The organism is Terriglobus roseus (genome assembly GCF_900105625.1).
Classification (GTDB): Bacteria; Acidobacteriota; Terriglobia; order Terriglobales; family Acidobacteriaceae; genus Terriglobus; species Terriglobus roseus_B.
The window spans coordinates 1,192,559-1,217,496 of the sequence record NZ_FNSD01000001.1; the positions used below are offsets into that span (position 1 = coordinate 1,192,559).

The window sequence follows — 24,938 nt, forward strand, 5'->3', positions numbered from 1 at the left end:
CTTCAGGAGCCATGAGTGTGGAGAAGCGAACACGATGCCCAGTTTCCGCTCCAGACCTCGACGAAGCCCTACACGCGGAGGTTGCTGTCCCAGACCGTGGCGAAGCCTTGGCATCGGGCGTAGCGGGTCGAGACGGTTGAAGTAAATGCCGTTGACGAGTTCGCGCGACTACTGCTCGATGCGCAGGGATTCGGTGCGCCGATAGACGGGACTGAACTGTGCCTCACTTTGATCCAGTCAAAGCAGATGAAGACCGGCTCGAATGCCGAGACCACCATCCGGTGCCGGCCATCCGCGCGTTTAGCATCCTCGCTCGATGGTTGAAGCTCCGTCATCAATCTCAGTCTTCCGTCAGACGGTCATAAGGCCGGATAATGATCAAAGTAATGGCTGAGCCAGCCTTATAAAGCCAATAAAGATTGGTTCCAGAAGCCGCAAGCAGAACGAGCCACTTCCAGCGAAATGACAAAGGTGTGGAGACAACGCCCTTATTGCGGAGTCCCCACCACGAGCGTCCAGCTTTCGATCGATAGTGCTGTGGTCAGCTGGCCTGTTCCGGCGGTGAAGCCATAGAAGGCGGTAGTGCCACCAAGCATCGCTGGCAAATCGACCACCTTCGACCAAGTCGACGCCGCGCCATTCCGCGGGTCCGTGAGGACCAAAGTGAGCGTTGTGCCGTCGTAGGAGACATCTGCCTTCACATCTGTCGCGTTAAGAAAATCCACGCCGATGGGCACGGAGTGGGTCGGATCCGTTAGCGAAACGCCCGCGGGGTAGAGCCCAGTGGTGTTTGCGCCTTCACCATCGTTGTCAAAGAAATCGAACTTCAATGCCACACTGTTCGGTATGAAATTGAATCCGAGCTCACCACCTGGCGAACCAATTGCGCTCGAAACGGAACGCTGCAGCGTAAATGTAAAACCGTCCGCAGGTGGCCCATCTCCCGCGTAAGCATTGGTGAATGTGAACGTTGAGTGAAAGCTGGTGATATCGAAAGGACTTGGCGTCCAGGCCGATGCAGCCTTGTTCTGAGCCGTAGGCACCGATTGAACATTCTGCGTCATGTTGAGCAAGGTACCGCCTTGGATGTTCGCCGTTCCATTCAGCGACAATCCGAGGTTTTCAAAGCGCGCTCTCGAGTCGATCGAAAGTGTTCCTGGTTTGTAGACCCAGTCGAGTATTTCGATAGTTGAAGTCAGGCCGCCCGTTGACCCAGTGAATCCGACATAGGCTGTGTTCGAACCAATCGTTCCGGGGATATCAATGACCTTCCGATAGGTTGCGGTTGCGCCGGTTACCGTATCAGTAAGCAATAGATTCAATGTGTAACCGTCGTACGTCACGTGAGCCAACATAGTATGGCCTGCGAGCAGGGACACGTCCGGAGGCAACACCGTCCCGGGACCGGTGAGTGAGTTGCCCGCCGTGTACACACCGACGCTGTTCGCTCCCTCACCAGCGTTATCGTACAGATCGAATTTCAGGGCGATGCTGTTGGGGATAAAGTTATAACCCAACTCTCCTCCTGCTGATCCTAAAGCTGAAGGAGCCGCGTTCTGAATGGTAAAAGTTAGTCCATCCGCCTGCGCGTTCGTTATCTTGAAGTGGAAATCTGAGGTAAAGCTGGTCGCCTTCACAGGCGCTGCGCTCCAGGCTGCGCCCGCTTCATACCCGTTACCATCGGTAAGCTGCAGCGCGGTCCCATCCAACCGTCCCGACCCGCTAAAGTTTAGCCCGAGGGATGTCGAGAAGCCGCTACTCGCGTCCACACCGCCGCCGCCGGGGATGACCGTACCTTTCGGGACTTCAAACGCGTACAACTTGTTGTTTGGCGTCCCGCCTCCCGAATGGCCGTAGCCACTACCCCAATACACGACACCGTCAACAATCGACGGACCGTCAGCAACGGATCCGCCGCTTGCGAACTTCCAAAGAGTCTTGCCGTCTTTCGCATCGAGCGCGACCATATCTCCCGAGAGAGATGGTGCAAACACTACACCGTTCGCGACAGACATCTGTCCTATGGCGCCAGCGCCATAGGACGGATGGAGCGGGTCTTGACCAGAGGCCCGCACCTGCCACTCAATCTTTCCCGTAAGTGCGCTTAGACCAGCCCAAGAGCCGGCACTCGCCGATTGCCCCCCCGGGAATGTGTAAGGGTGGTGGTCACTGTTGTTAAGGGCCACATAGACACGTTCATTGTCGGTTGCGGAGCCCCACAAGATGCCGCCCGCACCGCCACCCGGCCCTACCTGTGTGCCCCAGAGAATGTCCCCTGTGTCAGGGTCGAGTGCCCAGTACATACCACTCTTCTGGCCCGCTCCGAGAACGTCGCGTTCGCGGCCGCCCGCCTGCACCGTAAAGAGATTAGGAGCCGAGCCGAAGTCATAATCGGGACCATGATTGTCCGGGCAAGGAATACCAAGGTTCGGGCTGGCGCCACAGGCGACTGTCCAAGTATCAGGCCCGAAAAGACGGCGGCCCCAACGCTTACGTCCAGTCTTTAAGTCGATGGCCAGGATGGAGTCTATGCTGTCCTCGCTGTCGAGGCAAAAGTATTTGGCTTCCGGGGTACTGGCATTTGTGATGCACGAGTTGACGCTAGAAGGTATGGAGTAGTTATTGCCGGTACTCGCATAGAGCACCTCGCGCTTGTGATCGATCACGAAGCTGCTGCCCCACACTGCACCGCCACTATAGCCGTCTGGCACGCTGAAAGTACGCCAAAGGACGTCGCCAGAGCGGCGATCGAGCGCAACAACGGAGCCACGGAAATCTGGAACAAGGGTAGGATCTACGGAGGCAAGATATTCCTGCGCGGAAGCGATACCGACGTAGATACGGTCGCCATCAATGACAGGCGAACTGGTGATGTAAGAACTCCGGGTCGTATCGAGTGTTCGCTTCCATATTAGAGAGCCGTCGCTCTTGTTGATCACCACAACAGTAGCTGCGCCCTGGTCTCCAATGGCGACGATGTCACTGTCAAGCGCGGGCGAAGTACGAGAGATCGAATAGTCGAGGCCCGTGTATTCAGAGACTTTGTGCGACCATATCGCTTTGCCTGTTTCGGCGTCGATGCGGTGGATAAATCCGCCCCAGTCCGTGGAGTAGACAGATCCATCCCCGACGGTCGGGGTAGATGAGACGTCGCCGTTGGTCGTGAACTGCCACTTCAACTTTAGACTGCCGACCGTACTCGGATTGATTTTGGATTCGTCCATGCTGCCATGAGAATTGTTGAGGTTACCACCCCAAGAAGGCCAACTATGTTGACGCTGCTCGCTCTGCACGCCGTCATGATCTACTTTTTCCTTGTATTGCGCTTGCGCCGCAAACGGGAACAGCAGTGAAACTGCTGCAAGCCATCCTGCACTTGGGAATGACTTGAAAGCCAGAGGCGGTGCCTGCGGCTGGTCGCTTTGCATCATGAACGGTTACCCTCGGTTGGAGTGGTTGCGGCCGGGTACTCAAAAATAAAATGGTGGATCGATCTCAGTGTCCGAATCTGTCAGCGCTCCTTTGAGTGGGCGTCACACAAAGTTCGAGCGGCCTGGTAGCCGTTACTCACGGTGCGCCATTGAGCAATCGCGGGAGCGAGTCGAGCATACTACAAGCACTAACACTTTCGTTGTAGAGACAAGACGCAGTCGTCAGGTCTCCTCCTCGGCTGGACCACGCTTACCCTGGCAGCCTCGTCGTGACCGCCGGGCTCACAACTCCAACACGCTCATGGACCGGGATCGCGATTCCAGCTCGACCCGAGTTGAGGCTCCGTCCTTTACATCGACTTATGTCCCAGCAAGAATTGGTCCGCCCTAGGTTGCCGCCGGCTTCACGGCAGAGCTCTGCACATGTGCAGCGAAATCATGAGCCCCGAAGTTCTCGATGCCGATCTCCTTCGCGGCTTCAGCGACAGCGGCCAGATAGCAAGTCGCTCAGTCTCCCCGACCTTGCCGCCCCCTAACCGGCTCCGATGCCGATTCTCAATACGTCCCGCCTCCTGCAAGGCATAGATCCCCTTTTACTCAGACCGGTATCGCCACGGTCCGCGCCCGGCTGCCCTTGCCGACGAGATCGATGATCATCCGGCGCTTCTCCCGCATCTAGATATCCTCGACGGTCAGCGAGGCCAGGCCCCTTCTCCGCAGCGCGCAGCCGACAGGCAGAGCAAGTATCCGTAACCCCGTTTGCTCTTCACGGTCGAGCGGTCTGCACGCCGAGCAGTTCCCACGCCTGTTCCTTCACCACCAACCCTAGCCGGGCCCCTCTCTTTCAAATTCGACATACGGTCCGGGCTACCGGCCTCCTTTTGAAGTACGTTGTTCGCGACGGACGTGTAATTTGGACAAAAACCATTTAGCCTCTTTCCACCCCAACTCGTTTCTCCAGACGCCAACGATTGCGAAACCACGAATGCATCGTAAAGAAGGCAAAAAGCCTCGATGGCATCGGTCGGTACGGGGCGCTCTGCTCCCATGTTCATCCCTCGGTGGAGGCCATGCGTGGTGTACCAAGAGACCTCGAAAGTTCAGATTGCGGACCGCCTAGTCCACCTCCGGGATCTGTTCCGACGCCTTCCGCTAAAGAACGAACGAGACCGTCTCGCTCACGAGCGGCGTGAGTTGTTGACGAAGAACCTGCTATCGAATCTCGTTCGAACAAAGGAACACCCCACCTTACGAGTAGTCCTGGATATTGCTGAAGCTTTCCGACTCACACTGGATGGAGCGCATCAGTTGTTTGGCTATCAGCTGGATGCTATCCGTCATATCGATCGGGCTTTGAATGGCAGCCGTACGCACATAGTGGAGGCATATTCGTTTTATCGAGATCTCCCGGTTGACCTTCCCTTCCTCCTCGTCGCAAGTACCCTTCTCAATTCGCACGCAGCACTGCACGATCTGGTCTCCGAATGGCAGACACAGATTCCGATCCGAGCCATCGAAGGGGAAGGATGGCGTCGCCCCGGCTCGTTCTATATCCACGTTGGAACGGAAGACAGCCTTGGTTCGAGCTTGCCACCCGGGTCAATGGCGTTGGTCGAACCGATCTCGAGAAAAGAGGAACTGCGGCCAAATCCTAGAGCGACATATTTGCTTCAATTCGGCAATGGCTACCGTTGCTGTAAGTGTCTCGTGACCGGAACGAAACTTATTCTGCTGCCTGAGGGACCCTACCCCGGGGTTCGAGAGTTCCGCTATCCCGGCATGGTGCGCGTTGCAGGCCGCGTGCGAATGTTTGCTCTCTCGCTGCCTATGCCGGACTATCCAAAGCCAGGAATGCTTCCACCCTCACCCCAGGGTGCTCCGCTGATCCTTCCCTGGGAACACCCAACACGGGACCGCCTGTTCTTAGCGAAGCACCGCAGGTTCACCCGACGAACTGAAGAGCGTGCGGAGATCCGGGATGCGCTGCATGCAACGTTCGGAAATAGTCTCACCGAACGAACAGAACGCAGATACAGGCTGCCGTCCGAATCCCGGCCGCACGTCGACTCGCTGATCCAGATGGTGATCCTGAACACCGCCCGCTACAGCGATGCCATCCGTTGGGACCGTCCTCTCACAGCAGATCGTGGGCATTACTCGCTGGATACACTCTTGACCGCGCGAAACTTAGCGGAGCTAATCGATCATTCGTCATCGGCTCTCACGCCGCAGCCGATCGAAATGTGGAACGCTTTGCGAGAACAGTACACGGAGTGGCCCGAGCCACTGTCGGCGAGATTTCCAGACCTTAGGGCGATGGAAGACCGCATCGTTCGGTTGCCAGTCGGTTCGGAACTCCGTGGTACCTCTCCGCCTATTCCTTCCGGCTCAATATTGCTGCTGAATCCATCTACATCCTCCATCGAGTCCGTCGAGCACACACACCGCGCCGGTGCATGGAGCCGCCCCATCTACGCGCTCCGGCGAGGAGCTCAGGTGGTATGTGGCTATCTGCGAATCGATGAAAACCATTACGCACTCGGCGCGTCTCCTCTCGGTTCCGAGCCCTTCCTGACACTCCACAAACGGGACCTTGATGATTTGCGAAAGGTTTGCGGAGTCGCGGTTTTGGTATAGAGCAAACGTCTTCACGCAAGCGTTGGAGTAAGTTTGGCCGGAATTACGATTCTGTCTCCGCGATACAGGCACGAGCGTTACGCTCATCCCCATCGAGTTCCGATTCGGGCTACGAGGGGCAACGATGAGCGAAAGCCAGTATGCACTCCGCAGTGTCATAAGCGCAGATGGCGCCGCCATACTTGATGTCGGCCGTGGAACGATCACCACGTTGAACGAGAGTGGTGCTTATATTTGGCAGCGGCTGCGGCGTGGAGAAGCGCTTGAGTCAGTGCTCGTGAACCTCGCGTTAGAAACAGGCCGGGACGTCGCCGACATCGAGCAAGATGTCCGTGGCTTCGTGGAGATCTTGCGACGCTCAGAGCTTCTTCGGGATGAAAGCGGGAGAAGCTCTGATGAATCGCGCTTTGACGCCTGAGGGCATCCGGTATCACCTGCTCATCACGGACACGGCCAGGGCTGGCCTTTTCGTGATGGCATCCTTAGAGGGCTTCTGCCTGCCAGAGGTGTGCGTTCCGGTGTGGCAGAGACCTGCTCAGGCGTTGCAGACCGCCTGTTTGAGGTCCTGGAACGTGCACGCGATCGTTGCATGCTTTCTTCCGGTCAATCGGGGTTCGGATGATCGATACGCAGTCCTCGAGATCGTCGCTCCTTACGCGAACGGCACTTTGAAGCGGGTCGATCCGCGGCGAAGCTTTATCCGGCTTGCCGACGAGCAGATGGATGCGCTGACGACGTTGAGCACGAGCGGGAACGGTGGTTCTACTTCTGCGCTGGGATGGATACAGGAGGCTATCACATGGGTCGAGGCATCGGTGGGGTGCCACGGGGTGCGACCACGAGAGAACTGGGATCCGAAAGATGACCCCTTAGCGTGAAGGCGTCATTGCCATGAGCCTCCGTGGGAGGCGGATTCACCTCCCACCGAATGCCGCCCGATAACGTGAGGTTAGACCGGACACGCCATTCGTCCTGGGCGAAAGCTGCAGCCTCATGGAAGACCGGAGTGGAAGGAAGGATCTTGTCCAGGAGCGCAAGATCCGCCACATTGTTCACGACAGAGGCCTGACTGTAGAAGATCCCGGCGACATAGGGTGCAGCGGGATAGAGAGGCGAGTTGATGTGGCGATAGTCGAAGCCAAACTTCAGTTGATGCGTACTGAGGCTCAACCCGAAAGTATCGACGACGTTCCACTGCCTTCCCTGGTTTGCGCTCGAAGGAACGCTCAAGTCGGCCTCGCCTGTCCCCGCAAAATAGAGATCGAACTCAGAGGACGGGGTTCCGGGCGTCACATTCCCCAATGCCGACCCCAGATTGATGGGCGTTGCGCCTCCAAACGAATCGAGGGATGCGCTGGTTGTTGCATCGTTGCGCGAGTAGCCGATTCGAAACTCATTCGTCGCCTTGTCCGTGAGCTGGCTGGTCGCGCCGAGGGTGTAGGTCTGCGTGTTGAAGGAGGTTGCTGTCAACGCAGACAGTGCGCGCGAGTTGACAGAGCTCGGTGTGTCGCTGAAACGAAAGAACAGATGGAGGCGCGGTGACACGGTGTTGTCCAGACGGACACTTGTGGAATCGATCTGGCTTGGAAGTGAATAGCCCTGGATGAACTGCGTAAGGCCGCTGCCGTACGTGATCCCTCCAGCTGAGGGCAAAGGGTAGGCGTTCAAGATCGATTGCAGGGCGGCTGGTGCAGCCTGCCGCAAGGCAATGCTTGGGACGTACTGGATCGACGCGGCTTGCGGCTGAGTCAGACGAAGCCCTTCATAGGAGACGAAGAAGTAGCTCGGGTGCTGCTTGGCGAACGTTCCCGGCAGGAGCACAGGACCGCCGACGGTGCCACCAAAGTCATTCTGGTGGAGAGCCGTGGTTCCCAGGCCGTAGTGATTATTGAACCAATTGTTGGCGTCGAAGTAGTTGTTCCGCAGGTAGTCGAAGACGCTCCCGTGAAAAACCTTGGTGCCGGATCGTGTCAGGAGGGAGAACTGACCGCCAGGACTGCGGCCGTACTCTGCCGAGTAGGACGAGCTCGAGACACGGAACTCCTGAAGAGCGTCGACGGAGATGAGGCTCTGCGTGGTGCCGAGAGCAGTGCTGGCGCCCACCGCGCCTGCGGTGCCGGCCTGAGGACCACCATTCGCCGCGCCGGACGAGATGTTCGCACTGACACCATCAACGGTGTAGTAGTTGCTCTCCGTCCGTTGGCCGTTCACGCTGAAATCGCCGTTTTGTCCGGTTGTTTGAGACGTCTGCGGACTTTGCGTAACGACGCCTGGCGTCAACGAGATGAGGTCCTGGAAGCTGCGGCCATTCAGGGGCATGTTCTCCACGAACTTGCTATCGATGACCGTACTCACGGAAGCATCTGTCGTGTTCAGCGTTGAGGAGCCGGCTTGAACGGTAATGCTCTCGGACTTCGCCCCTATTGGCAGCGCAAAATTAAGTGCGATCGCGCTCTGCACGTTCAGGATGACGTCGGGCTTGATGAGGGTCTTAAAGCCGGGCTTCGAGACCTGCACGTGATAACGACCTGGTGGAAGGATGGGTACGAAGTAGATGCCGGAGGCGTTCGTTCTTACGGAGTAGATCAGGCCGGTTTGATCGCTGACGATATCCACGGCGGCATCCACGACGAACTTGCCGGACCCGTCCGTCACGCCACCGCTGATGGTCGCATTCGTACTCTGGGCACGAACGATTGATGCGAACAGACAAAGACCAGCAAGAAAGCAGGCAAGTCGCTTCATGCAGCGGCACTCCGAGTGGTGAGGATGAATTGGGTTCACCCTATCTACAACTCGCCGCCCGATCTTGTACCAACTGCCCCGCAAAAACTCTAAGGATGATTCGCTTGCACCTGAAGGTAGGCCAGCAAGAGTAGCTTGCCCGTTGGCTTAGCGCTTCCCCCTTGCGGCTCCGCGGTGACGAACACCATGTTCAGACGGGCGAGCGTCTTTGTGTCCTTGAACTGCAGGACCCAGCGCTTCTTCGTTTCATCCTGGTAGAAGAGACCGAGACTCACGTTCTGCTTATCGTCGCCACTTCCCCATGCCTGGAAAGCGACGGCCTGCTGCTTCAACCCGGCTTGCTTGTCCAGGTCATAGCCGTAGAAGACGAGGGAGCGGTCTTTCGTATAGAAGATGCGGCCGAAAGGCTTGGCGGTCTTGCCATTCTGCGCAACGTCGTAGATGTCGGCGATGTAAAGGTCACGAGCCGCAATCAGATCCCGGATCTCCCGGTCATGCGATAGAAACTCCCTATCGAGCGACAACAGACGGTCCTTCTCTTCCACAGCGGCGGTGAGTTCCTTCAGCTCAGTCTCAAGAGATGACGCGCGGCCGGCCTCCCGCGTTGCGGCGGTGCTAGATGCTGCCGCACGCTCCTGCAGGCTCTGCGAGTCAGCCCGGACCTCAGCTAGTTGTTGAATTACGGTATCCCGCTCTGCGGTCATCTTCGCAAGTTGCGTCTGCTCAGCTTCCACCTGCTCCTTCGCGGTCGATGACGTCGAGATAGACTCTCGGGATCTCGCTTCTGCTGCACTGAGTTGGTCTTGCAAACGGGCGATCTCACGCTTTGCGGCAACAAGGTCCACCTTCAATGACGCTTCCCCGTTTGGTGACCCGGCGGGCTGCACAGCAGCCCCTGAGGGTGCGGGGGCACGTGTGGCTGGAGTCGTCACGCTGACGGCCATGGGTTTCGTGTTACCCAATCGGAACCCGACGAAACATCCTACGCCCACAAGGCAGGCAGCGAGGCCGACATATGGTCTCCACGAGGTCTTCGGTTGCTGCCTTGGCGGCTCCTCAGCGGCTTCGGACTCCAGATGTTTGAAGAGTCTTGCCTCAGCAGCTTCGAGGGAGAAGGACATCGGCTCTGGTTTGGATTCAAGATAGGCCGCGGCCCCCAGTGCGGGCATCACCTCGGAGGTCAAATGCTCATACTGATCAAAAACAATGCGGCATTCCTCGCAAAAGGCGAGGTGGACCTGCAGGTGTGCCCACTCCTCTTCCGTCAGGTCGCCGGTCGAATAGAGGCTGCAAAGCAGAATGTATTCTTCGTGCTTTTGAGGATTCACTGGCTCAGCTTCCCGCCTGGAACTGCTATCGGCTTCGATTCTCTCAAGTCAGCTGCGCTTCTTCGGAAACACAAAGGACCGAAGCCTTTCGAGGCCCCGGTAGTAGTGGTGCCGGACGTTGCCTAGCGTCTGGCCAGTCTTTCCCGCGATTTCGTGGAAAGTATAGCCCTCGTAGAAGTGAAGTTCCAGAACTTGTCGCTGCTCCGCATTGAGCTCAGCCCGGAACTGGTTGAGCAGCTCCCGGCTAGCGATTTCTTCCAACGCGGTTGGCGCGTCCATCGGTCGCTGAAACTCTTCCTCGAACGATCGGGCATCGTAGTGTTGGCGAGCATTCAGGTACTTCCGCCGGTTGAGAGCGCGGTGGTAGGTGACCTGGATGATCCACGAGATGGCCGATCCCTTTGTCGAATCGAAGAGAGCCGCCTTTTGATAGACAAAAAGGAAGACCTCTTGAAGTAGATCTTCTGCTTCGGCGCTATCCCGGAGTATGCGCTTGCCCACGCCTAATACCGGCGACGAGTGGCGTCGAAATAGAACCGCCAGCGCATCTTTACTGCCACTCTGGATCTGGCACATCAACTTTTCGTCAGATTGCTCCCCTGCGGCTCGGTCGAGGAGATTCGACCGATCAAGAGAGTCATTTGAACCGCTACCGGCGCGTGATAAGTTCGGGGCGCTAAGAGCCACGTCCGTTATTACTCTAGCGAAAAGCGCAGCAGCTTCGGAACTCATCGAATCATCCTCGCTACCGCGATCCCAACGCAGGAAGGCTCAGAAGCGATGGCATCAAGATTTAAGGCACTATAGTGCCCCTATTAGAAGGCACTATAGTGCCTCCACATGAGGTCGTCAATCCTAAATATGGGAGTGTGGCCACACGGATTTTTAAACCGCTCACGTTGGAGAAGGCGGTCGGTCGCGTGTTCACAGAACTAAGGGAAAACAAGGGCTTGAAGCAAGTCGACGTAGCAGCTGCAACCGGCTATGTTCTTCGTACGGTGGGCATGGTTGAACGGGGCGAGAAGAGCCCAACGCTCCGCACCATGGACAATTTTGCTTCGTTCTATGAAGTCCCTCTTGAGACAGTCATTAGGCGCGCGAAACTGCTGAGGCAAGCTTCCACTGCGAAGTGATAGTGCGCTAGGAAGCTGCCATTCAGCTTGAGGTGACTCAAATACTAGGCACCGCGGACTACTACTGCGCGCTAATGGCCCTAGCAACTCAGCTTCTCTTCCAGCTCGATTCCGTCTTCACTCGGCACCCAGGCGTCTCAGCTTTGGCCGAGCAGCGGCAGCCTTCAGGATTATCGCGGCACCAAAGGATGTGAAGCAGGAATCGAATCAGGTCTCATCTGTCAGTTCGCGAGGAGCCGTTCCCGTTGCAAGCGAGGATTCGAACCTACGACTGCCACCGTGTGAAGGTGTCCGAAATCCTGCCGAATACACATTCTAAAGGGTTAGAAGCCGGTGCAATAGCTAAAAACCGGCTCAAATGGCCCCTCATGCAACAAAAATGCAACAAGGATTTCGCTGATGTGGGCAAGGACAAACCGGGTGATCGTCAAGCTCCTCATCCGGAGTTGTCGAAACAGAAGCCGCTGATCTTTATCGTTACCGCAGGTAGCTTCCTTTGCGCTTCATCGATCTTGTCAGTCTTGGAGGCTCGGCCAGCATCGGCGCGGACAATCGACTCTGCGATGGGTATTGTAAAAATCGCCCAGCAATGGTCGGCCGCACTCAAGAGCGTCCGAGCAGGCCGAATGGCATCCGTTATCGGTCCCGCCCTGCTCCAGCGCGTACTGCATACGCAATCTGTGAGCGGTCCAAGCTCGGTTTCAAAGTCACCACGATGGGTTCGTCAGCTGCTGCGCGGTTTAGTGGATCGTCGATATCTCGCGACAGAAGCGATACGGGGCGGAAGCTCGAAGATCGCCGTTCGTCGGTGTTATCAGAAATCACAGCCCAAATATTTCGGAGCACTCATTTCTGCAGTCGATAGCCATCATTCCCCAAGTTTGTCTCCGTGATAATTTGGATTTTTCTGATGTGTCACGGACATAGCCCATGAAGCAATTGCGCCTCTTGCTAGCGTTGCTCGCTCTTCTGGCTCTTCCGGCCGGCCTGAGAGCACGCGGCCAGCAGCCGCAGAATCAGAACTCGGTAACTCAGTTTTTCCAGCAGAGCGCTAAGTTCATATACAACCTTGCATGGCCCACAGCGACCTACTCTGATTTCGGGCTCAGGGGGATCGAACCTGTACAGGGAGGCTTCGACGTCAAGATTTTGCTCGACGGTCGCAGCGGCTTCGACAATAGCGATCTCTGGATTTTGCTCCGGATCAAGATCCGTAGAAACGGCATCGCCGATATCGTCGTGCTCAACGACAACCACTTCCTGATGGCTCCGTTTGCGACCAGCACCGCCGTCGGTCAGGCCGTTGTCCAGCTTTCCCAGCGCTACGCTGAGTCTCAGCCCAGCTCCGCAGCGGTGAAGACTCCTCCCGTTCAGAATCAACTTCCCGCGACGCCCTCGCCGTCCACAGTGAGCCAGGCGGTCTGCATCGAGAATCGAACAGGTAACCCGGTTCCCCTTCTCTATCGCTGGGGCGATCAGGATTGGGCGTCTGATAGCCTGCCCGCAGCAGGTAGCCATATCTACTACTGGAACAGCGCTACTTCGCCCCCTTTCTTCGTCCGCTATGATGCAGATTTTGCAGAAGGACTTCAGCTCAAAACATACGAACTCAACCACAAAACCGCGGCCGCAAACCCTGACTGCGCATCGTCTCAGCGCTACCAGTTTTCCATTCAAGGCAATGGCATCGAGGTGTATGCGGAATAGAGAGTGCTTCTGCCGGCGGATTAATCCTTTTCAGCGTTCAAGACAGCGCGCTAGTATGTTCCACACACTGAATCTGTTGCCTCACGACCCCCCATGAGCTTCGATAACCATCTTTTTATTAGTTATGCCCACATCGACGATATTCCGCTCAGCGTTGAACAAGACGGCTGGGTATCGCAGTTCCACAAAGACCTTTGGGGTATGCTCACCCGCAAGCTGGGACGCAAGGCAACGATCTGGCGCGATCCCAAGCTGAACGGGACGGATCGCTTTGAGAGCCGTATTGTCGCTCAGTTCGCGCACAGTGCCCTTCTGCTCTCCATCGTCAGCCCCCGTTATCTCGAATCGGAGTGGTGTCAGCGAGAGCTGAAGGAATTCTGCGAGATCGCGGAGCGACAGGAGGGACTTACTATTAGCGATCGCTTTCGCCTTATCAAGGTCGTAAAGTCGCCACCCTTCTCTGACCAGACGCTGCCCGCGATCATGCGACAGATGCTCGGCTACGATTTCTATGAGATCTCAGACGACGAAACTCCCGTTGAGTTGGACCCCCTCTTCGGCAAGCAATACAAGGAAAAGTACTATGCAAAGCTCAATAAGCTTGCATGGGAGTTATCGAAGACGCTTCGCGAGATGGAACGCGGCGTCCTGAGCCCTGCTCAGGACGCAATTGAAGCACCTGTCCCGACTGTCTACCTTGCTGAGTGCAGCTACGATCAGCGCGATGTCCGTGAGGCACTCGATGCAGAGCTAAAGGCGCGCGGCTACCGCATTCTGCCTGAGTCCCCGCTCGCGCGGGATGAATCCACGTTCCTACTCCAGGTGGAACAGTGCCTGCGTCAGAGCCAGCTTGCCATCCACCTGGTCGGAGCGAACTACGGCGCCGTTCCTGACGGTCCCAGCCAGAAGTCCATCATCGTTCTACAGAACGAGCTGGCGATCAGGATCTGCCGCGAACAGACGCTGCCTCGAATCATCTGGATGCCGGAGAGCGCGCGTTCCCGCAGTACCGCACATAACGAATTTGTCACCTTGCTCGAGACCGACCCTGAGACCCAGTTTGGCGCCGACCTGATAACCGACGATAACCCCGAAACCATCAAAACATCCATCACGGCGGCATTGTCAAAACTCCAGAATACACCGGAGCCGCCACCCGTTCCGGTTCCGGGCGCCGTCAATCGTCTGATCTATGTGCCATGCACCGTAGGCGACCGGCGCAACCTAAAGGAGCTGCTGCAGCAGTTACGCGCGTTGGGCTACGAAACGGAATTGCCCGCCTTTGAAGGGTCGGCGGAAGAGATGCGCGCCGCCAACCAGGCACTCATGCAGCAATGCGCCGCTATCGTTATCTTCTACGGCAGCGGAACTGAGGCCTGGAAGCTGTCCGTGCGCAATGAAATCCGAAAGGTACTCGGGCTCGGCCAGCTACAGGGCGGTGTGCCTGTCTTCACCTATCTCGCGGCTCCGTCGACGGAAACCAAGCTCATGATCGCGGACGTGGAAACTAATATCATCGACGCCCTCAACGGACTCACGCCCGAGGCGCTCGCACCGTTGCATAGAGCAATTCAGGCCGGCGCCCGATGAAAACCGTGAGTTCAGGAAATCCCTTTCCAGGTCTACGCCCCTTCCGTGAGGGAGAAGAGTATCTGTTCTTCGGCCGCGAGAGCCAGGTCGATCGCATGATCGACAAACTCGCCGCGACGCGATTTCTGGCGGTCGTGGGCACCTCTGGAAGCGGCAAATCATCGCTTGTCAGTTGCGGTCTCAAGCCTGCCCTCAATCGAGGCCTCATGGCTGTAGCAGCTGAAACGTGGCACATGGTTCAGTTCCGCCCGGGCGCGTCGCCGCTCACCTCGTTGGCGGAGGCATGGGCCGAGAGCCTTCCCCTCACCGAGGAAGAACTGCAACCCGGCTGCCCCTCACTCGTGGACATGACCGAAGCAACACTCCAGATGAGCAGCCTTGGTCTCCTCCACCTCTACGAGGAGTCTCACTTTCCCACAGGTACCAGCCTGCTGCTCGTCGTGGACCAGTTCGAGGAGATCTTTCGTTACGGCGCTGCCGCGAATCGATCCGCCGATACCTTCGGCGTGACGCAGGAGACATCGGCCTTCGTCAAGCTGCTGATCGAAGCGCATGCTCAGCGCGAACTGCCTGTCTATGTCGTGATCACCATGCGTTCGGACTTCCTTGGTGAGTGCTCTCAGTTCGAAGGCCTTCCTGAGGCCATCAACGAGGGCCAGTATCTGGTGCCGCGTATGACCCGTGATGAACGACGTGACGCCATTCAGGGTCCTATCGAGGTCTTTGGCGCGGAGATCAGTCCTGTTCTCCTGACGCGGCTCGTGAACGACGTTGGAGGCAACCCCGACCAACTTTCTCTGCTGCAGCACGCAGTGCATCGCACATGGGAGCGTTGGCGAGCCTCGGGAGGCACGTCCGGACCGTTGCTGCTGGAGCATTACGAAGCTGTAGGGACCATGGCGGGTGCGCTCGATCGCCACGCGGAGGAAGCGTTTAAGGATCTGAGCGAGATCCAACAAAAGCTTTGTGCTCGGATCTTCCGTGCACTCACCGACACCGGCACCGATTCACGTGGTATCCGGCGTCCCATGCCTTTGCGCACACTCTGTGCCGTCTGCGGTAGCGCGGAGGCTGAGGTACTGCGGGTCGTCGATCTCATGCGAAGCGCGCATTACTCCTTCCTCATGCCTCCTCCCATGCAGGCCGTACGTCAGGACACTGTCATCGACATCACGCACGAAATTCTGATGCGCGTCTGGCTGCGATTGAAGGACTGGGCCGAGGATGAGTCACGGTCCGCTGCCATCTATCGCCGTCTTGTAGAGTCTGCGGCACTCCACAAGGCGCATCGCGAAGCCCTGCTCGGCGATCCAGGGCTCCAAGCTTCGCTGGACTGGTATGACCAGCAACAGCCTAACGCTGCATGGGCCCGACTCTACTGTCCCGGCTTTGAATCGGCCATGCAGTTTCTCCGTCTGAGCAAAGAAGAACGGGATGCCGCTGAAGTGCAGAGGGATTTCCAGCATCGTTGGCAGACCGTCTCAACCGTTCTGGCGTCTCTTATGGCGGTGCTTTATCTGCTCGCACTTTATCGCGTCTTTCTCACGTTCAAATCCATCGAGGAAGCCCTTAACCAGGACCCGGCAAATCTGCTCCATCACCACAGGGTTCTGTCTTTCATCTCGTACATCTCTGAGAAGTTGCGGCAATCTCTCAACATCGATCCGGGACCTGCTGCGATCTTGAATGCGCTTTTACTCTTCTTCGTTGTCACGGTCGTTTGTTTTGGCAGCTTCCTTCTCGTCGATGCGATCTGCAAGAATGCCGCCCGACGTCTGTTCACGCCGCGCATGCTCCACAGACGCCTGATAGCCAGCCAATTTGAGGGATCCAATGCCAGCCAACCGCTGACTCTCCCGCTGCAGACCTGTACCACTGCTGAGCCAGTCCGACCCGCTGGATTCTGGTTGCGCTTTATCTCCGACTTGATGGACTCAGTCTTCCTTACTGTCCTTGGCGGCTTCTGCGTCATGACTACCAGCGTCGTTGCGGCCGTTGCTCACGTCAGCTCGAACGCTTCATCCAACATCGTGATCATTGCGACGATCGGTTTTTGTTGCACTTGTTGGCTCTATCCAGTGCTATGCATCATCGGTCCGGCACGCGGTACTTTGGGTGATGTTCTCTGCGGTCTCGCCGTCGTCCGCAAAGATTATCGTCGTTGCGGCTTCTGGAGGGCTCTTGGAAGAACCGTCACCAAGACAGTTCTTCTTTCGGTCTTCAGTGGTGTGCTGCTCGCTGCCATTGTCTTGCGCGAGAACAAGAGCCATCCGGTGACGGCTCGCTTCCTCCTTTACTCTTTTCTGCTCGGCTCACTCTCTTACCTCTTCATCGTCGTCTTCCGCCGCAAGCGTAGCTTGGCAGACCGCATCATGGGGACAACCGTCTTGCGTCGCAGGAGGCGCTACGCCGACGAGGTCGCAGCTTGATGGGCATGGACACCCCAGCGTGCACATACCGTCCTCCCCGTCCGCGCCTTGTCCTACGCATGGGCATCACGGGCCATCGCCCTACCGCCAGACGTCCTATGGATGTCGCCGCGATTGAGCAAGCCCTCTTCCGCGTCATGTCCGTGGCAGACGAACTCCTGCCTTCGATCGAAGGCACAGCCTACGACCTGGCTCACCCGCCACGACTGACCCTCATTTCTGCCCTCGCTGCGGGGGCAGATCAGATTGCGGCGCATGTCTTCCGCAGTCTGCCGATTCGCGACGACCGTGCACGCCAGTTTGAAGTAATCCTCCCATTTCCGATCAATGCTTATGCAGAGACCATGGATGACCCCGCGGACGCGGAGACGATGCGAACCCTCTGCAAGGGCGCAGACAAGTGCCTGCAGCTCGCGGACTTTCTGCCGCTTCCGGGAGACACCAAGGACTCCATAGCACAATCTCGCCAGAACCGGCGTTACGAAACAGTCGGCAAGTTGGTTGTGCACCAGTCGGACGTCCTGCTTGCCGTCTGGAACGGCCTGCCCAGCGAAGGTGTGGGCGGCACAGGTGACGTGGTGCTCCATGCGATCCGGCATGGAGTCCCTGTTGTCTGGATTCACCCTGACGGTATCTGCTCCATCATTCCGGTGGGGACCATCCGGGGTGACGCATTCCAGTGGGTAGCCAGCAATGCCGTCACATTCGCGGACTCCGTTCTAGAGAAGCTCCTGCGGGATGCCCTCTGCCCGCCCCCTGTCGACGTCGAGTCTGGCGCAGAGGAAGCTGAGACGACTCCGCATTACACTCTGCAGGAGTATCTGCTGGAGGATGAGCGTACCCTTCGGCTGAATTGGAGTTTTTATAACTTCCTTCTCGCGGCACCCGCTGGACGGCGCGCCAATCTACAGAATGTGCGCCGCATCCGCGGCCCGGTGGGCTGGTGGACAGATGCTCGCGATAGTTGGAGGATGCCCAGTGACTACGTCCGGCGTTCCCTATCCGCCGACTGGAAGGGCTTTCCCGGTACCAAATCGTCAGAGGAGCAACTGCACTTCGGCATTGCCTGGTCCTCGGCCGACGCAATCGCTACAGGGCTGGGGCATGTCTATCGTTCAGCCTATATCCTGGTGCTCGCACTCTCCTTTTTCGCAGTAGCGTTCGGTCTCGCGGGTATCGTCCTGCACGAGTACAAGCCCTGGTTCGTTGGGACTGAACTCACCGTTCTCTTTGCAGCGCTGTATCTGTACCACCATGGCCGCGATAAGGGGCTGCATGAGCGCTGGCTTCAGACACGCGAGGTTGCCGAACTGCTCCGCGCTGCCTGGGCTCCCATGATGATCGGCGGAGGAGGACGCAGGTTGGCCCGCGACGGGAAGCATCACTGGAGTGCGTGGCTCAGCAACGCTTACATGGCGGAAGCCGGTCTGCCATCACTCAACCTTACGCCAAACGTGCTTGCCCAAATTGCGGAAGCTGCGTTGCACGGCATTGCGGAAGATCAGGAACGGTATCACACCAAAAACAATTTGGTCCTGCGTTCTATTCATCATCGCCTCGAGAGCATCGGGCGCGGCTCGCTTACCCTGGCCATCGTCAATTCGCTTATGCTGCTGGTGCTCCTGATTCTTTTCCACCTGTTGCCGGAGAGACTCGGCGATGTCGAATGCCACCAGCGGCTCATTCTTGGTATGGCCGCGGCAAGCGCAGCGCTGCCGACTCTCGGTGCGACGGTCGCCGCGTTGCGGTTCCAGGGTGACTTCGAGCGCTTTGGCCGCCGATCCGAACAGACGAGCGGTCAGCTTCGCCAGGTATGCGAGCAGCTGCGCGCATTCATTCTTGCGATCCAGAATGAAGAGACTTCAAACAACGCGCACCTGCCGCGCTTCGAGAGTCTGCTGGAACTCTTCTCACTCCTCGAGACCGCGTTGGTGGCAGATCTGGATGACTGGCGATTCGTTTACATCACACGAACGATGCCCGAGCCCAGCTGATCTCGCAGTCTCTATTCTTCTTTGAGCATCCTCCAAAGCACGACGCCTTTTCGGGTGTGCCTGAGAGGCATGGAGAACTACCGAGCTCAGAGAAGCGATATGTGGCAGAAGTGTGTCGTCTTTCTACTTATCTGGCCCACTTCTATCCAGATCATATGGCCCGGTTTGGAGAGCTCAAGATCTAGTGAGTCATCAAGAACTTCGCAAGAATCGCTTCCAAGCCGCAGGCGTCTTTTCCGCTCTACGGCCGCAACATGCCCAACAATCTATGCCCTGCGGACCGTCACCGAGAACGAGGTTTGGAATCGACGAGCGCAAAGGCGATTTAGCGAGAACTGAAGATTAGCGCGTTTGTCCGGCGTCAGCCTTAAAGAGTTCTAGACTGCTGCGATTGGCGCCGAGCCGTGATCGGTGGCAGAAATTAAGTATCTGACCGAAAGTTGCCGTGTTGACATCATTGAGGTCATCACGTCTTCTTCTTACGAGGCGAAACATGAGACCTGCCGCTCTAACGGTGTTCCTTTGGCTAGTTGCTCTGGGGACCGCTCAATCGCAGTCGAGTTCTCCTGTGATCATCCCGGGGAGCGAAGTGCGGGATCACGCGATTCAGCCACAGCATACGTGGGTGCATTTCCCAACAAGCGGCCGCTGGATGGCGATTCCCCTTCGCCTTACGCTTACCGTCTCTCCGCAAGGCACCGTTATTGGGGCAGAGCCCCATGGCAATCCAGAGCAGATGCAAGCTTGGCCTGCGGCGCAAGCCGTTGTCTACGGTTGGACGTATCGACCTTTTCTTCGTAGTGGAGAACCTGTGATTGCTCTTATACAGAGCAGCATTTCGATTGTGCCACCGGAGGTTCCGCCAAGCGCCGTTCCAGAGCCAGGGCTGAAGCCGGACAGCCAGATCATCCTCTCGCTCCAACGCACGGTCTGTTACGGCTCGTGCCCCGAATACACTGTCATACTCAGCAACACTGGCGTGACCTTTGAAGGAGGGAGGTGGAGTGCTGAGGACGGCACACACCATGCCCCCTTGGAGCAGGACGCTTTGCGTGCAGTCGCAAAGCACATGCTCGATGCCGGCTGGTTCGGCCTCAAGGACAGCTATCACGGGAACTGGACCGACAATCCCGCACAGACGATCACACTATCCATCGACGGGAAGACCAAGAAGGTAGTCGATTACGTCGGCACAGATGCCGGGATGCCTGACTTTGTGCGTGACGCGGAGTTCGAAGTCGACCATCTGGCAGGGTCTGACCGTTGGGTGAAAGCGGCAAGCGGCCTGGCGATGCTGCTTCAGGCGGAGGGCTACGACTTCAAAACCTATGCAGCACAGAGCTTGCTACGCAGCGCAGCTTCCAACGGCGATGCCTCCAGCGTTCGTGAGCTTTTAGCGGCAGGCGTCGCCCGCGACACCTTGGCAAAGCCACTACAACAGATTCAGACCTGGGGTGAAAGTTGGAGCGGCTATGACGGTCTCTTAACCACCGCTGTCCGTCACCCTGATGTTCTGAAGGTGATGATCGCCTCCCGCGTGAGTTCACAAAATGAGTTGGAAAAAAACCTAGCCTTTGTCGCATCCGTTCGGGCTGGCCAAGCCGAGTCAGCGAGACTGCTGCTTGCGTATGGAGCTGATCCGACAGTGAGCTTCGGGGAACTGAAGCGACACACCGATGCGTCCGCTTACTGGATCAACGACAGCACCGACCTGCTCACCAGCGCAGTCAAGAGTGCAAATCCCGAAGTTGTGCAGCTCGTTTTGGTGACGAAAGAGTGGAAGGATCCTCTACGAGTACGTCGAGGCAAGTTTCTGGTTGATCTTGCGTATTCTGCCAATCCCGAAAACCTGAACAATTTGGCAGAATGCGCGCACCTCCTTTTACAGGCCGGAGCGGACGTGGGCGCAACCGACGATCGCGGACGCACCGCGTTGCATTTCGCACGTGGCGCATCCTTCGCCAAGGAATTGGTAGAGGCTGGTGCGAACGTGGATGCGCAAGACGTGGACGGGAATACGCCTACCTTTTCTACCTATGACCCTGACATATTCCGAATCCTAGTCCGGCACGGAGCAAACCTGCAGATTCGGAATAGGGCTGGTCAAAATGCGATGCAGAATCCCCATCGATCTGCCCAAGAATGGGCCCCCATTTACGCGGAGTTCCAGGCGAAACCTTCCTAAAAACTCTGTGAAAGCCCTTGAGACTCGGACGTCAATCTCCGCGTCTCGCCTATCAGGCGAGTGCGGCGACGCAGCATGGGCTGATCGCTGCGTGCGAGTTCAGGATGTCGGCTTCTGGGAATCGATCCGCCCGAGGCGTTCTCATTTGTTGCCAACAGGCCAATGCACTCATCGACAGTAGGTCATCAAGTGCTACGCTTCCGCGTCGCCAGTCCGCCCGACTACATGCACGCTCATCACCCATGTTCATTTCACGCAAGCGGTCAGTCGAGCTTGCTCAGTTCCGTGCCAATCTTGTCGGGACTGAGAGGGACGTAGCCTTCGTCGGTATCCCTCTGCGATGCGATGATGGCCTGTCCGCTTTCGGAGAGAAGCATACGAATGTATTCCTTCACAAAGGGGTCCAACGGCTTGCCTGGTTCGCGGTCGATATAAACGTGCAAATAGGCCGGGAATGCCACATTTTCGTTGGAGACATTCTCGTAAGTCGGCAGTAAGAACGGTGTGCCTGGTGTTGTTGCCACCGGCAGCGGACGAACCGAAGGCAGCTTTGATGCATCGAAGAAACCCATCAGCGCGATTCCGTAGGGATCGTCCGCAATGGCTTCTCCGATATCTGCTGCCTTTGGAAGCGCCTCGTAGGTTCGCGCAAACGTCCGGTCTTCCAGAAACTGCGAACGGAACGCCAGTGTGCCGCCGCTTCCTTCATCCAGGCCGTAGATGTGGATGGCACGCTTGGCCCACGGTCCCTTCAACCCAAGCTGTGACCAACGTGTGATCGATCCACCTTTCGCGCCTTCCGTAAGAATCTGACGCACCTGTTCGATCGTGAGTCCGCCAATCGGATTTTTTGCATTCACATAGATGCCCGGAGGGCTCTTACGTCCGTCGCGCGGGCCGAAGGCTGCATAGCCAATGTGAATATCAACGGGGTCATAACCGCGCAACCGATTAAAGGCGAAACGATCGTCTTCCCACATGGCACGTGCCATGGGCGCCATCGCGGAGACGCCCGTCTGCAAGGCAGGGATTGCAACCGAGCTGCCCTTCATCACGGGAAGCAACTCACGTTTGAAACCAGGGTGTGTCTGGATGAAGAGTGCATCAAACTTTGCCATCATGTCTTCCCATCCGTCATTGCCCACGATCTGGATCTTCCCATCGCGGGTGAGATAGGACGCAGTATTCGGCACCGTCACCGGCGTCGGCGTGTAGGCCGGGATGCCACTTTGGGCGACTGCGACACTCGACAGGCCGCACACGGCAAGAACTCGAAATAAAGAACGGAACATAATTACTTCCCTTTCAGGCAGGCGCTGTCTAGCGCGTCCAGGTGATGGAGCCGATGATGGTGCGGGGTGCGCCCGGAGCAACGCGCACGCGCGTGCTGCCGCCTTCGAAGTAGCGGCGATCGCCCACGTTCTGCACGTTGAAGTTGACGTTGAGGCGGCTCGCATCATGCAGCGTGCGAGAGTACGAGAGGTTGGTATCCACACGCGCATACCCCGGTGTCAGGTACGTGTTGTTTGCGTCACCGTAGCGGCGGCCGGAGCCAAACACGCCAGCGCCAACACCGAGCCCCTTCAACCCACCGTTCGACATGGTGTAGTGCGTCCAGAAGTTCCCTGTGTGTCGCGGTGCACCCGCGAGAAGATTGCCAACGCGAATCGTGTTGTCCTGCGTGACCTGCGGAATGTTGTAGGCGTACCCGGCAATGATGTTCCAGTCACGCGTCAGTTGGAACGTGTTGTCCGACTCGATGCCTTTGCTGCGCTGCTCTCCCACGGCAATGGAGTAACCGGTATGGACCGGGTCTGCGGTAAGAACGTTGGTCTGCTTGATCTGAAAAGCGGAGATGGTGGAAACGTATCGCTGCGAAGGATTCGTGAAGCGGATCCCCGTCTCCATCAACTCGCCTCGCGTGGGCTTGTAAGGAGTGCTGTCGAAAGTCGTACCGATCTGGGGCTGGAATGACTTCGCATAGGTCGCATACAGCGAGATGCGTTCGATCGGTTGATACACGATGCCCGTACGAGGCGACCATGCCGTGTTGCGGCCGGACACATGGGGAACATACGCCCCGCGGGCGCTGAAGTAGGTATCCGTGATCGTCTTGGCGATGTCATACCGCGTTCCCAGCGTGAGCTTCAGATTCTTCCGCAGCTCAATCTGGTCCTGAAGATAGAAGCCGCCATAGGAGCCATCGGCGTTGTTCGAAATGTCCGGGCCCAGAACACGTGTCGGCAGCGCCGCATAGTTCGGGTTGTAAAGATCCAGGGTGACCGCACCAAGTGCTGCCGGCCTGGCCTTCGCATAGTTCGGGTTGATCTCACGGTCAAGCTCAAACCCGCCAAGAATCGTATGCCCGATCGGACCAGTGCGAATCCGTCCAACAGCCTCGTTGACCCAGTAGTGCGTCTGGAAGTTCTGCTCTGAGGTCGAGTCGTTCAGCGTGATCGTGCGGTTGTCCTTGGTCGACAGCGATTGCGCGACACGCGAGTTGTAGATCGAGACGCCGACGGAACTGCGCTCGTAACTGCGAAGAACCCAATGGCTGCCGATCGTCTTGTCGACACTGATGCCCACCTTCCCCTGGCGATCGGGAGCAATCAGCTTGGGGTCGTTCAGGTAAGTGCTGATCGGTACGTTCGCTGGGCGGGTTCCGACTGCGATGAGGCCCTGGTCGTTCACCGAATTCTGAATCAGGAACTCGCTATAGAAACGCACAGACATCGTCGGATTCACAACCCACGTCAACACTGGGGCGATGAACGCCTTCTGGGTGAACGCATAGTTGCGGAAGCTCTTCGTATCCAACCCGGACACCGTAAAGCGATAGAGCAACGACTGGGTCTTATTGAAAGCGCCGGTGAAATCCAGGTTGAGCTGGTTATAACGGAAGCTGCCACTGGTATAGCTGGCATTGAAGGCACGATTAGGACTTGGAGCACGAGTAACAACATTCACCACGCCACTCGGATCAAGTCGGCCGAACACCATCGATGACGGTCCCTTGAGCACTTCCACACGCTCGACGTTGCTCAACTCCAACGGCGCACGGTTTGAGCTGGGATCATTACGGAAGCCGTCCTTGAACTGGTTCATTGTCGTAAAGCCACGAATCGTGATGCTCTCGTAGCGCCCGCCCGACGTCCAAGGGATGACCACACCGGCAACATTGCGAAGCACGTCGTTCATACTGCGTGCCTGCTGCTGATCCAGGACCTGTCGCGAGACAATCTGCAAGGACTGCGGTACGTCCCGCAGCAAGGTCTCTGTACGCGTGCCGATGTCGCTGGCGGCAACGAGGGAACCATTCGAGGTGGACACTGTCACCGTCTCTGCGTTGGATCGCACCGCCATGGCAACATCGAAGTGCGACGCAGCCACTGAAGCCAAGACGTGGATCGTCTTCTCCTGCGCCTGAAATCCCTCTGCTTCGGTATGCATCACATACGATCCCGCGGGCACTTCCACCACAACAACACCACTCTCGTTGGTGGTTGCGCTCTTGACCACGGAGCCGCAGGTCATCGCGATGTGGGCACCGGAGATTGAGGCTCCCTGCGCATCGGTGACGGCAAGTTCCACGGGCGTCATTGCCCCACCGCAAACCACAGAAGACGATGCGGTTTGCGCAGTAGCGTGCGTCGCGGCCAGAGCACTGGCAGCCAGGGCCATCCCCATGGCCCTTGATCGAAATGTTCGCATGGTGTTCCTTCTCCTCCTTTGCGGGAGGGGTTGTTGTCGATCTCACTC

15 protein-coding genes are annotated in these 24,938 nt (G+C 57.5%); 9 read left to right on the forward strand and 6 right to left on the reverse strand.

All coding sequences use genetic code 11. The features are described 5' to 3' along the window. Positions 1 to 488: 488 nt before the first annotated feature. Positions 489 to 3,224: an outer membrane protein assembly factor BamB family protein gene (locus BLW03_RS04670; protein WP_170834962.1), complete on the reverse strand. Its 2,736-nt coding sequence runs from the start codon at positions 3,222 to 3,224 to the stop codon at positions 489 to 491. A gap of 1,404 nt (positions 3,225 to 4,628) precedes the next feature. Here BLW03_RS04670 and BLW03_RS20790 point away from each other — a divergent pair. After that, on the forward strand, positions 4,629 to 6,068 hold the full coding sequence (locus BLW03_RS20790; RefSeq protein WP_212733134.1) for a hypothetical protein: 1,440 nt from the start codon (positions 4,629 to 4,631) through the stop codon (positions 6,066 to 6,068). A gap of 124 nt (positions 6,069 to 6,192) precedes the next feature. Next, complete coding sequence (locus BLW03_RS04685; protein ID WP_074652571.1) at positions 6,193 to 6,486, forward strand: PqqD family protein; 294 nt, start codon at positions 6,193 to 6,195, stop codon at positions 6,484 to 6,486. Between the two features lie 377 nt (positions 6,487 to 6,863). Here BLW03_RS04685 and BLW03_RS04690 read toward each other — a convergent pair whose 3' ends face one another. From BLW03_RS04690 to BLW03_RS04700, 3 genes are all read right to left on the reverse strand, one after another. Then, on the reverse strand, positions 6,864 to 8,813 hold the full coding sequence (locus BLW03_RS04690) for a TonB-dependent receptor (RefSeq protein WP_083350329.1): 1,950 nt from the start codon (positions 8,811 to 8,813) through the stop codon (positions 6,864 to 6,866). An 89-nt stretch (positions 8,814 to 8,902) separates the two neighbouring features. Continuing rightward, entirely contained in the window at positions 8,903 to 10,141 is a 1,239-nt protein-coding gene (locus BLW03_RS04695; RefSeq protein ID WP_074652572.1) for a hypothetical protein, read from the reverse strand. Between the two features lie 48 nt (positions 10,142 to 10,189). Beyond that, a complete protein-coding gene (locus BLW03_RS04700; RefSeq protein WP_074652573.1) occupies positions 10,190 to 10,873 on the reverse strand; it encodes an RNA polymerase sigma factor in 684 nt (227 codons plus the stop codon). A gap of 188 nt (positions 10,874 to 11,061) precedes the next feature. On the opposite strand from BLW03_RS04700, the gene BLW03_RS21300 reads away from it, so the two are divergent. From BLW03_RS21300 to BLW03_RS04730, 7 genes are all read left to right on the forward strand, one after another. Beyond that, positions 11,062 to 11,274: a helix-turn-helix transcriptional regulator gene (locus BLW03_RS21300; protein WP_432279813.1), complete on the forward strand. Its 213-nt coding sequence runs from the start codon at positions 11,062 to 11,064 to the stop codon at positions 11,272 to 11,274. A gap of 287 nt (positions 11,275 to 11,561) precedes the next feature. Beyond that, a complete protein-coding gene (locus tag BLW03_RS20320; protein ID WP_139285096.1) occupies positions 11,562 to 12,167 on the forward strand; it encodes a hypothetical protein in 606 nt (201 codons plus the stop codon). 37 nt (positions 12,168 to 12,204) lie between these two features. Continuing rightward, the gene (locus tag BLW03_RS04710) at positions 12,205 to 12,981 is read left to right on the forward strand and encodes a hypothetical protein (protein WP_139285097.1); all 777 of its coding nucleotides are present in this window, start codon (positions 12,205 to 12,207) and stop codon (positions 12,979 to 12,981) included. A gap of 93 nt (positions 12,982 to 13,074) precedes the next feature. After that, a complete protein-coding gene (locus BLW03_RS04715; protein WP_074652576.1) occupies positions 13,075 to 14,571 on the forward strand; it encodes a TIR domain-containing protein in 1,497 nt (498 codons plus the stop codon). A gap of 5 nt (positions 14,572 to 14,576) precedes the next feature. After that, positions 14,577 to 17,000 carry an nSTAND1 domain-containing NTPase gene (locus BLW03_RS04720; RefSeq protein ID WP_170834964.1) on the forward strand — a complete coding sequence of 808 codons (2,424 nt, stop codon included), beginning with the start codon at positions 14,577 to 14,579 and terminating at the stop codon, positions 16,998 to 17,000. A gap of 5 nt (positions 17,001 to 17,005) precedes the next feature. Continuing rightward, positions 17,006 to 18,994 carry a hypothetical protein gene (locus tag BLW03_RS04725; RefSeq protein WP_139285098.1) on the forward strand — a complete coding sequence of 663 codons (1,989 nt, stop codon included), beginning with the start codon at positions 17,006 to 17,008 and terminating at the stop codon, positions 18,992 to 18,994. Positions 18,995 to 19,730: 736 nt separating this feature from the next. After that, entirely contained in the window at positions 19,731 to 21,179 is a 1,449-nt protein-coding gene (locus BLW03_RS04730) for a DUF6438 domain-containing protein (protein ID WP_244502189.1), read from the forward strand. A 263-nt stretch (positions 21,180 to 21,442) separates the two neighbouring features. Here the strand turns inward: BLW03_RS04730 and BLW03_RS04735 are convergent, their stop codons facing one another. Both BLW03_RS04735 and BLW03_RS04740 read right to left on the reverse strand, forming a co-directional pair. Next, entirely contained in the window at positions 21,443 to 22,471 is a 1,029-nt protein-coding gene (locus BLW03_RS04735) for a PstS family phosphate ABC transporter substrate-binding protein (RefSeq protein ID WP_074652580.1), read from the reverse strand. A gap of 28 nt (positions 22,472 to 22,499) precedes the next feature. After that, positions 22,500 to 24,890, reverse strand: coding sequence for a TonB-dependent receptor (locus BLW03_RS04740; RefSeq protein ID WP_083350331.1), 2,391 nt, complete (start codon positions 24,888 to 24,890; stop codon positions 22,500 to 22,502). Positions 24,891 to 24,938 lie beyond the last annotated feature (48 nt).

What these genes read in the sequence shown, in the direction of transcription:
- BLW03_RS04735 (WP_074652580.1), bottom strand. Translation starts at nt 22,471, where the DNA reads ATGTTCCGTTCTTTATTTCGAGTTCTTGCCGTGTGCGGCCTGTCGAGT.
- BLW03_RS04725 (WP_139285098.1), top strand. Translation starts at nt 17,006, where the DNA reads ATGGACACCCCAGCGTGCACATACCGTCCTCCCCGTCCGCGCCTTGTC.
- BLW03_RS04690 (WP_083350329.1), bottom strand. Translation starts at nt 8,813, where the DNA reads ATGAAGCGACTTGCCTGCTTTCTTGCTGGTCTTTGTCTGTTCGCATCA.
- BLW03_RS04670 (WP_170834962.1), bottom strand. Translation starts at nt 3,224, where the DNA reads ATGGACGAATCCAAAATCAATCCGAGTACGGTCGGCAGTCTAAAGTTG.
- BLW03_RS04700 (WP_074652573.1), bottom strand. Translation starts at nt 10,873, where the DNA reads ATGAGTTCCGAAGCTGCTGCGCTTTTCGCTAGAGTAATAACGGACGTG.
- BLW03_RS04740 (WP_083350331.1), bottom strand. Translation starts at nt 24,890, where the DNA reads ATGCGAACATTTCGATCAAGGGCCATGGGGATGGCCCTGGCTGCCAGT.
- BLW03_RS04685 (WP_074652571.1), top strand. Translation starts at nt 6,193, where the DNA reads ATGAGCGAAAGCCAGTATGCACTCCGCAGTGTCATAAGCGCAGATGGC.
- BLW03_RS04730 (WP_244502189.1), top strand. Translation starts at nt 19,731, where the DNA reads ATGCAAGCTTGGCCTGCGGCGCAAGCCGTTGTCTACGGTTGGACGTAT.
- BLW03_RS04710 (WP_139285097.1), top strand. Translation starts at nt 12,205, where the DNA reads ATGAAGCAATTGCGCCTCTTGCTAGCGTTGCTCGCTCTTCTGGCTCTT.
- BLW03_RS04715 (WP_074652576.1), top strand. Translation starts at nt 13,075, where the DNA reads ATGAGCTTCGATAACCATCTTTTTATTAGTTATGCCCACATCGACGAT.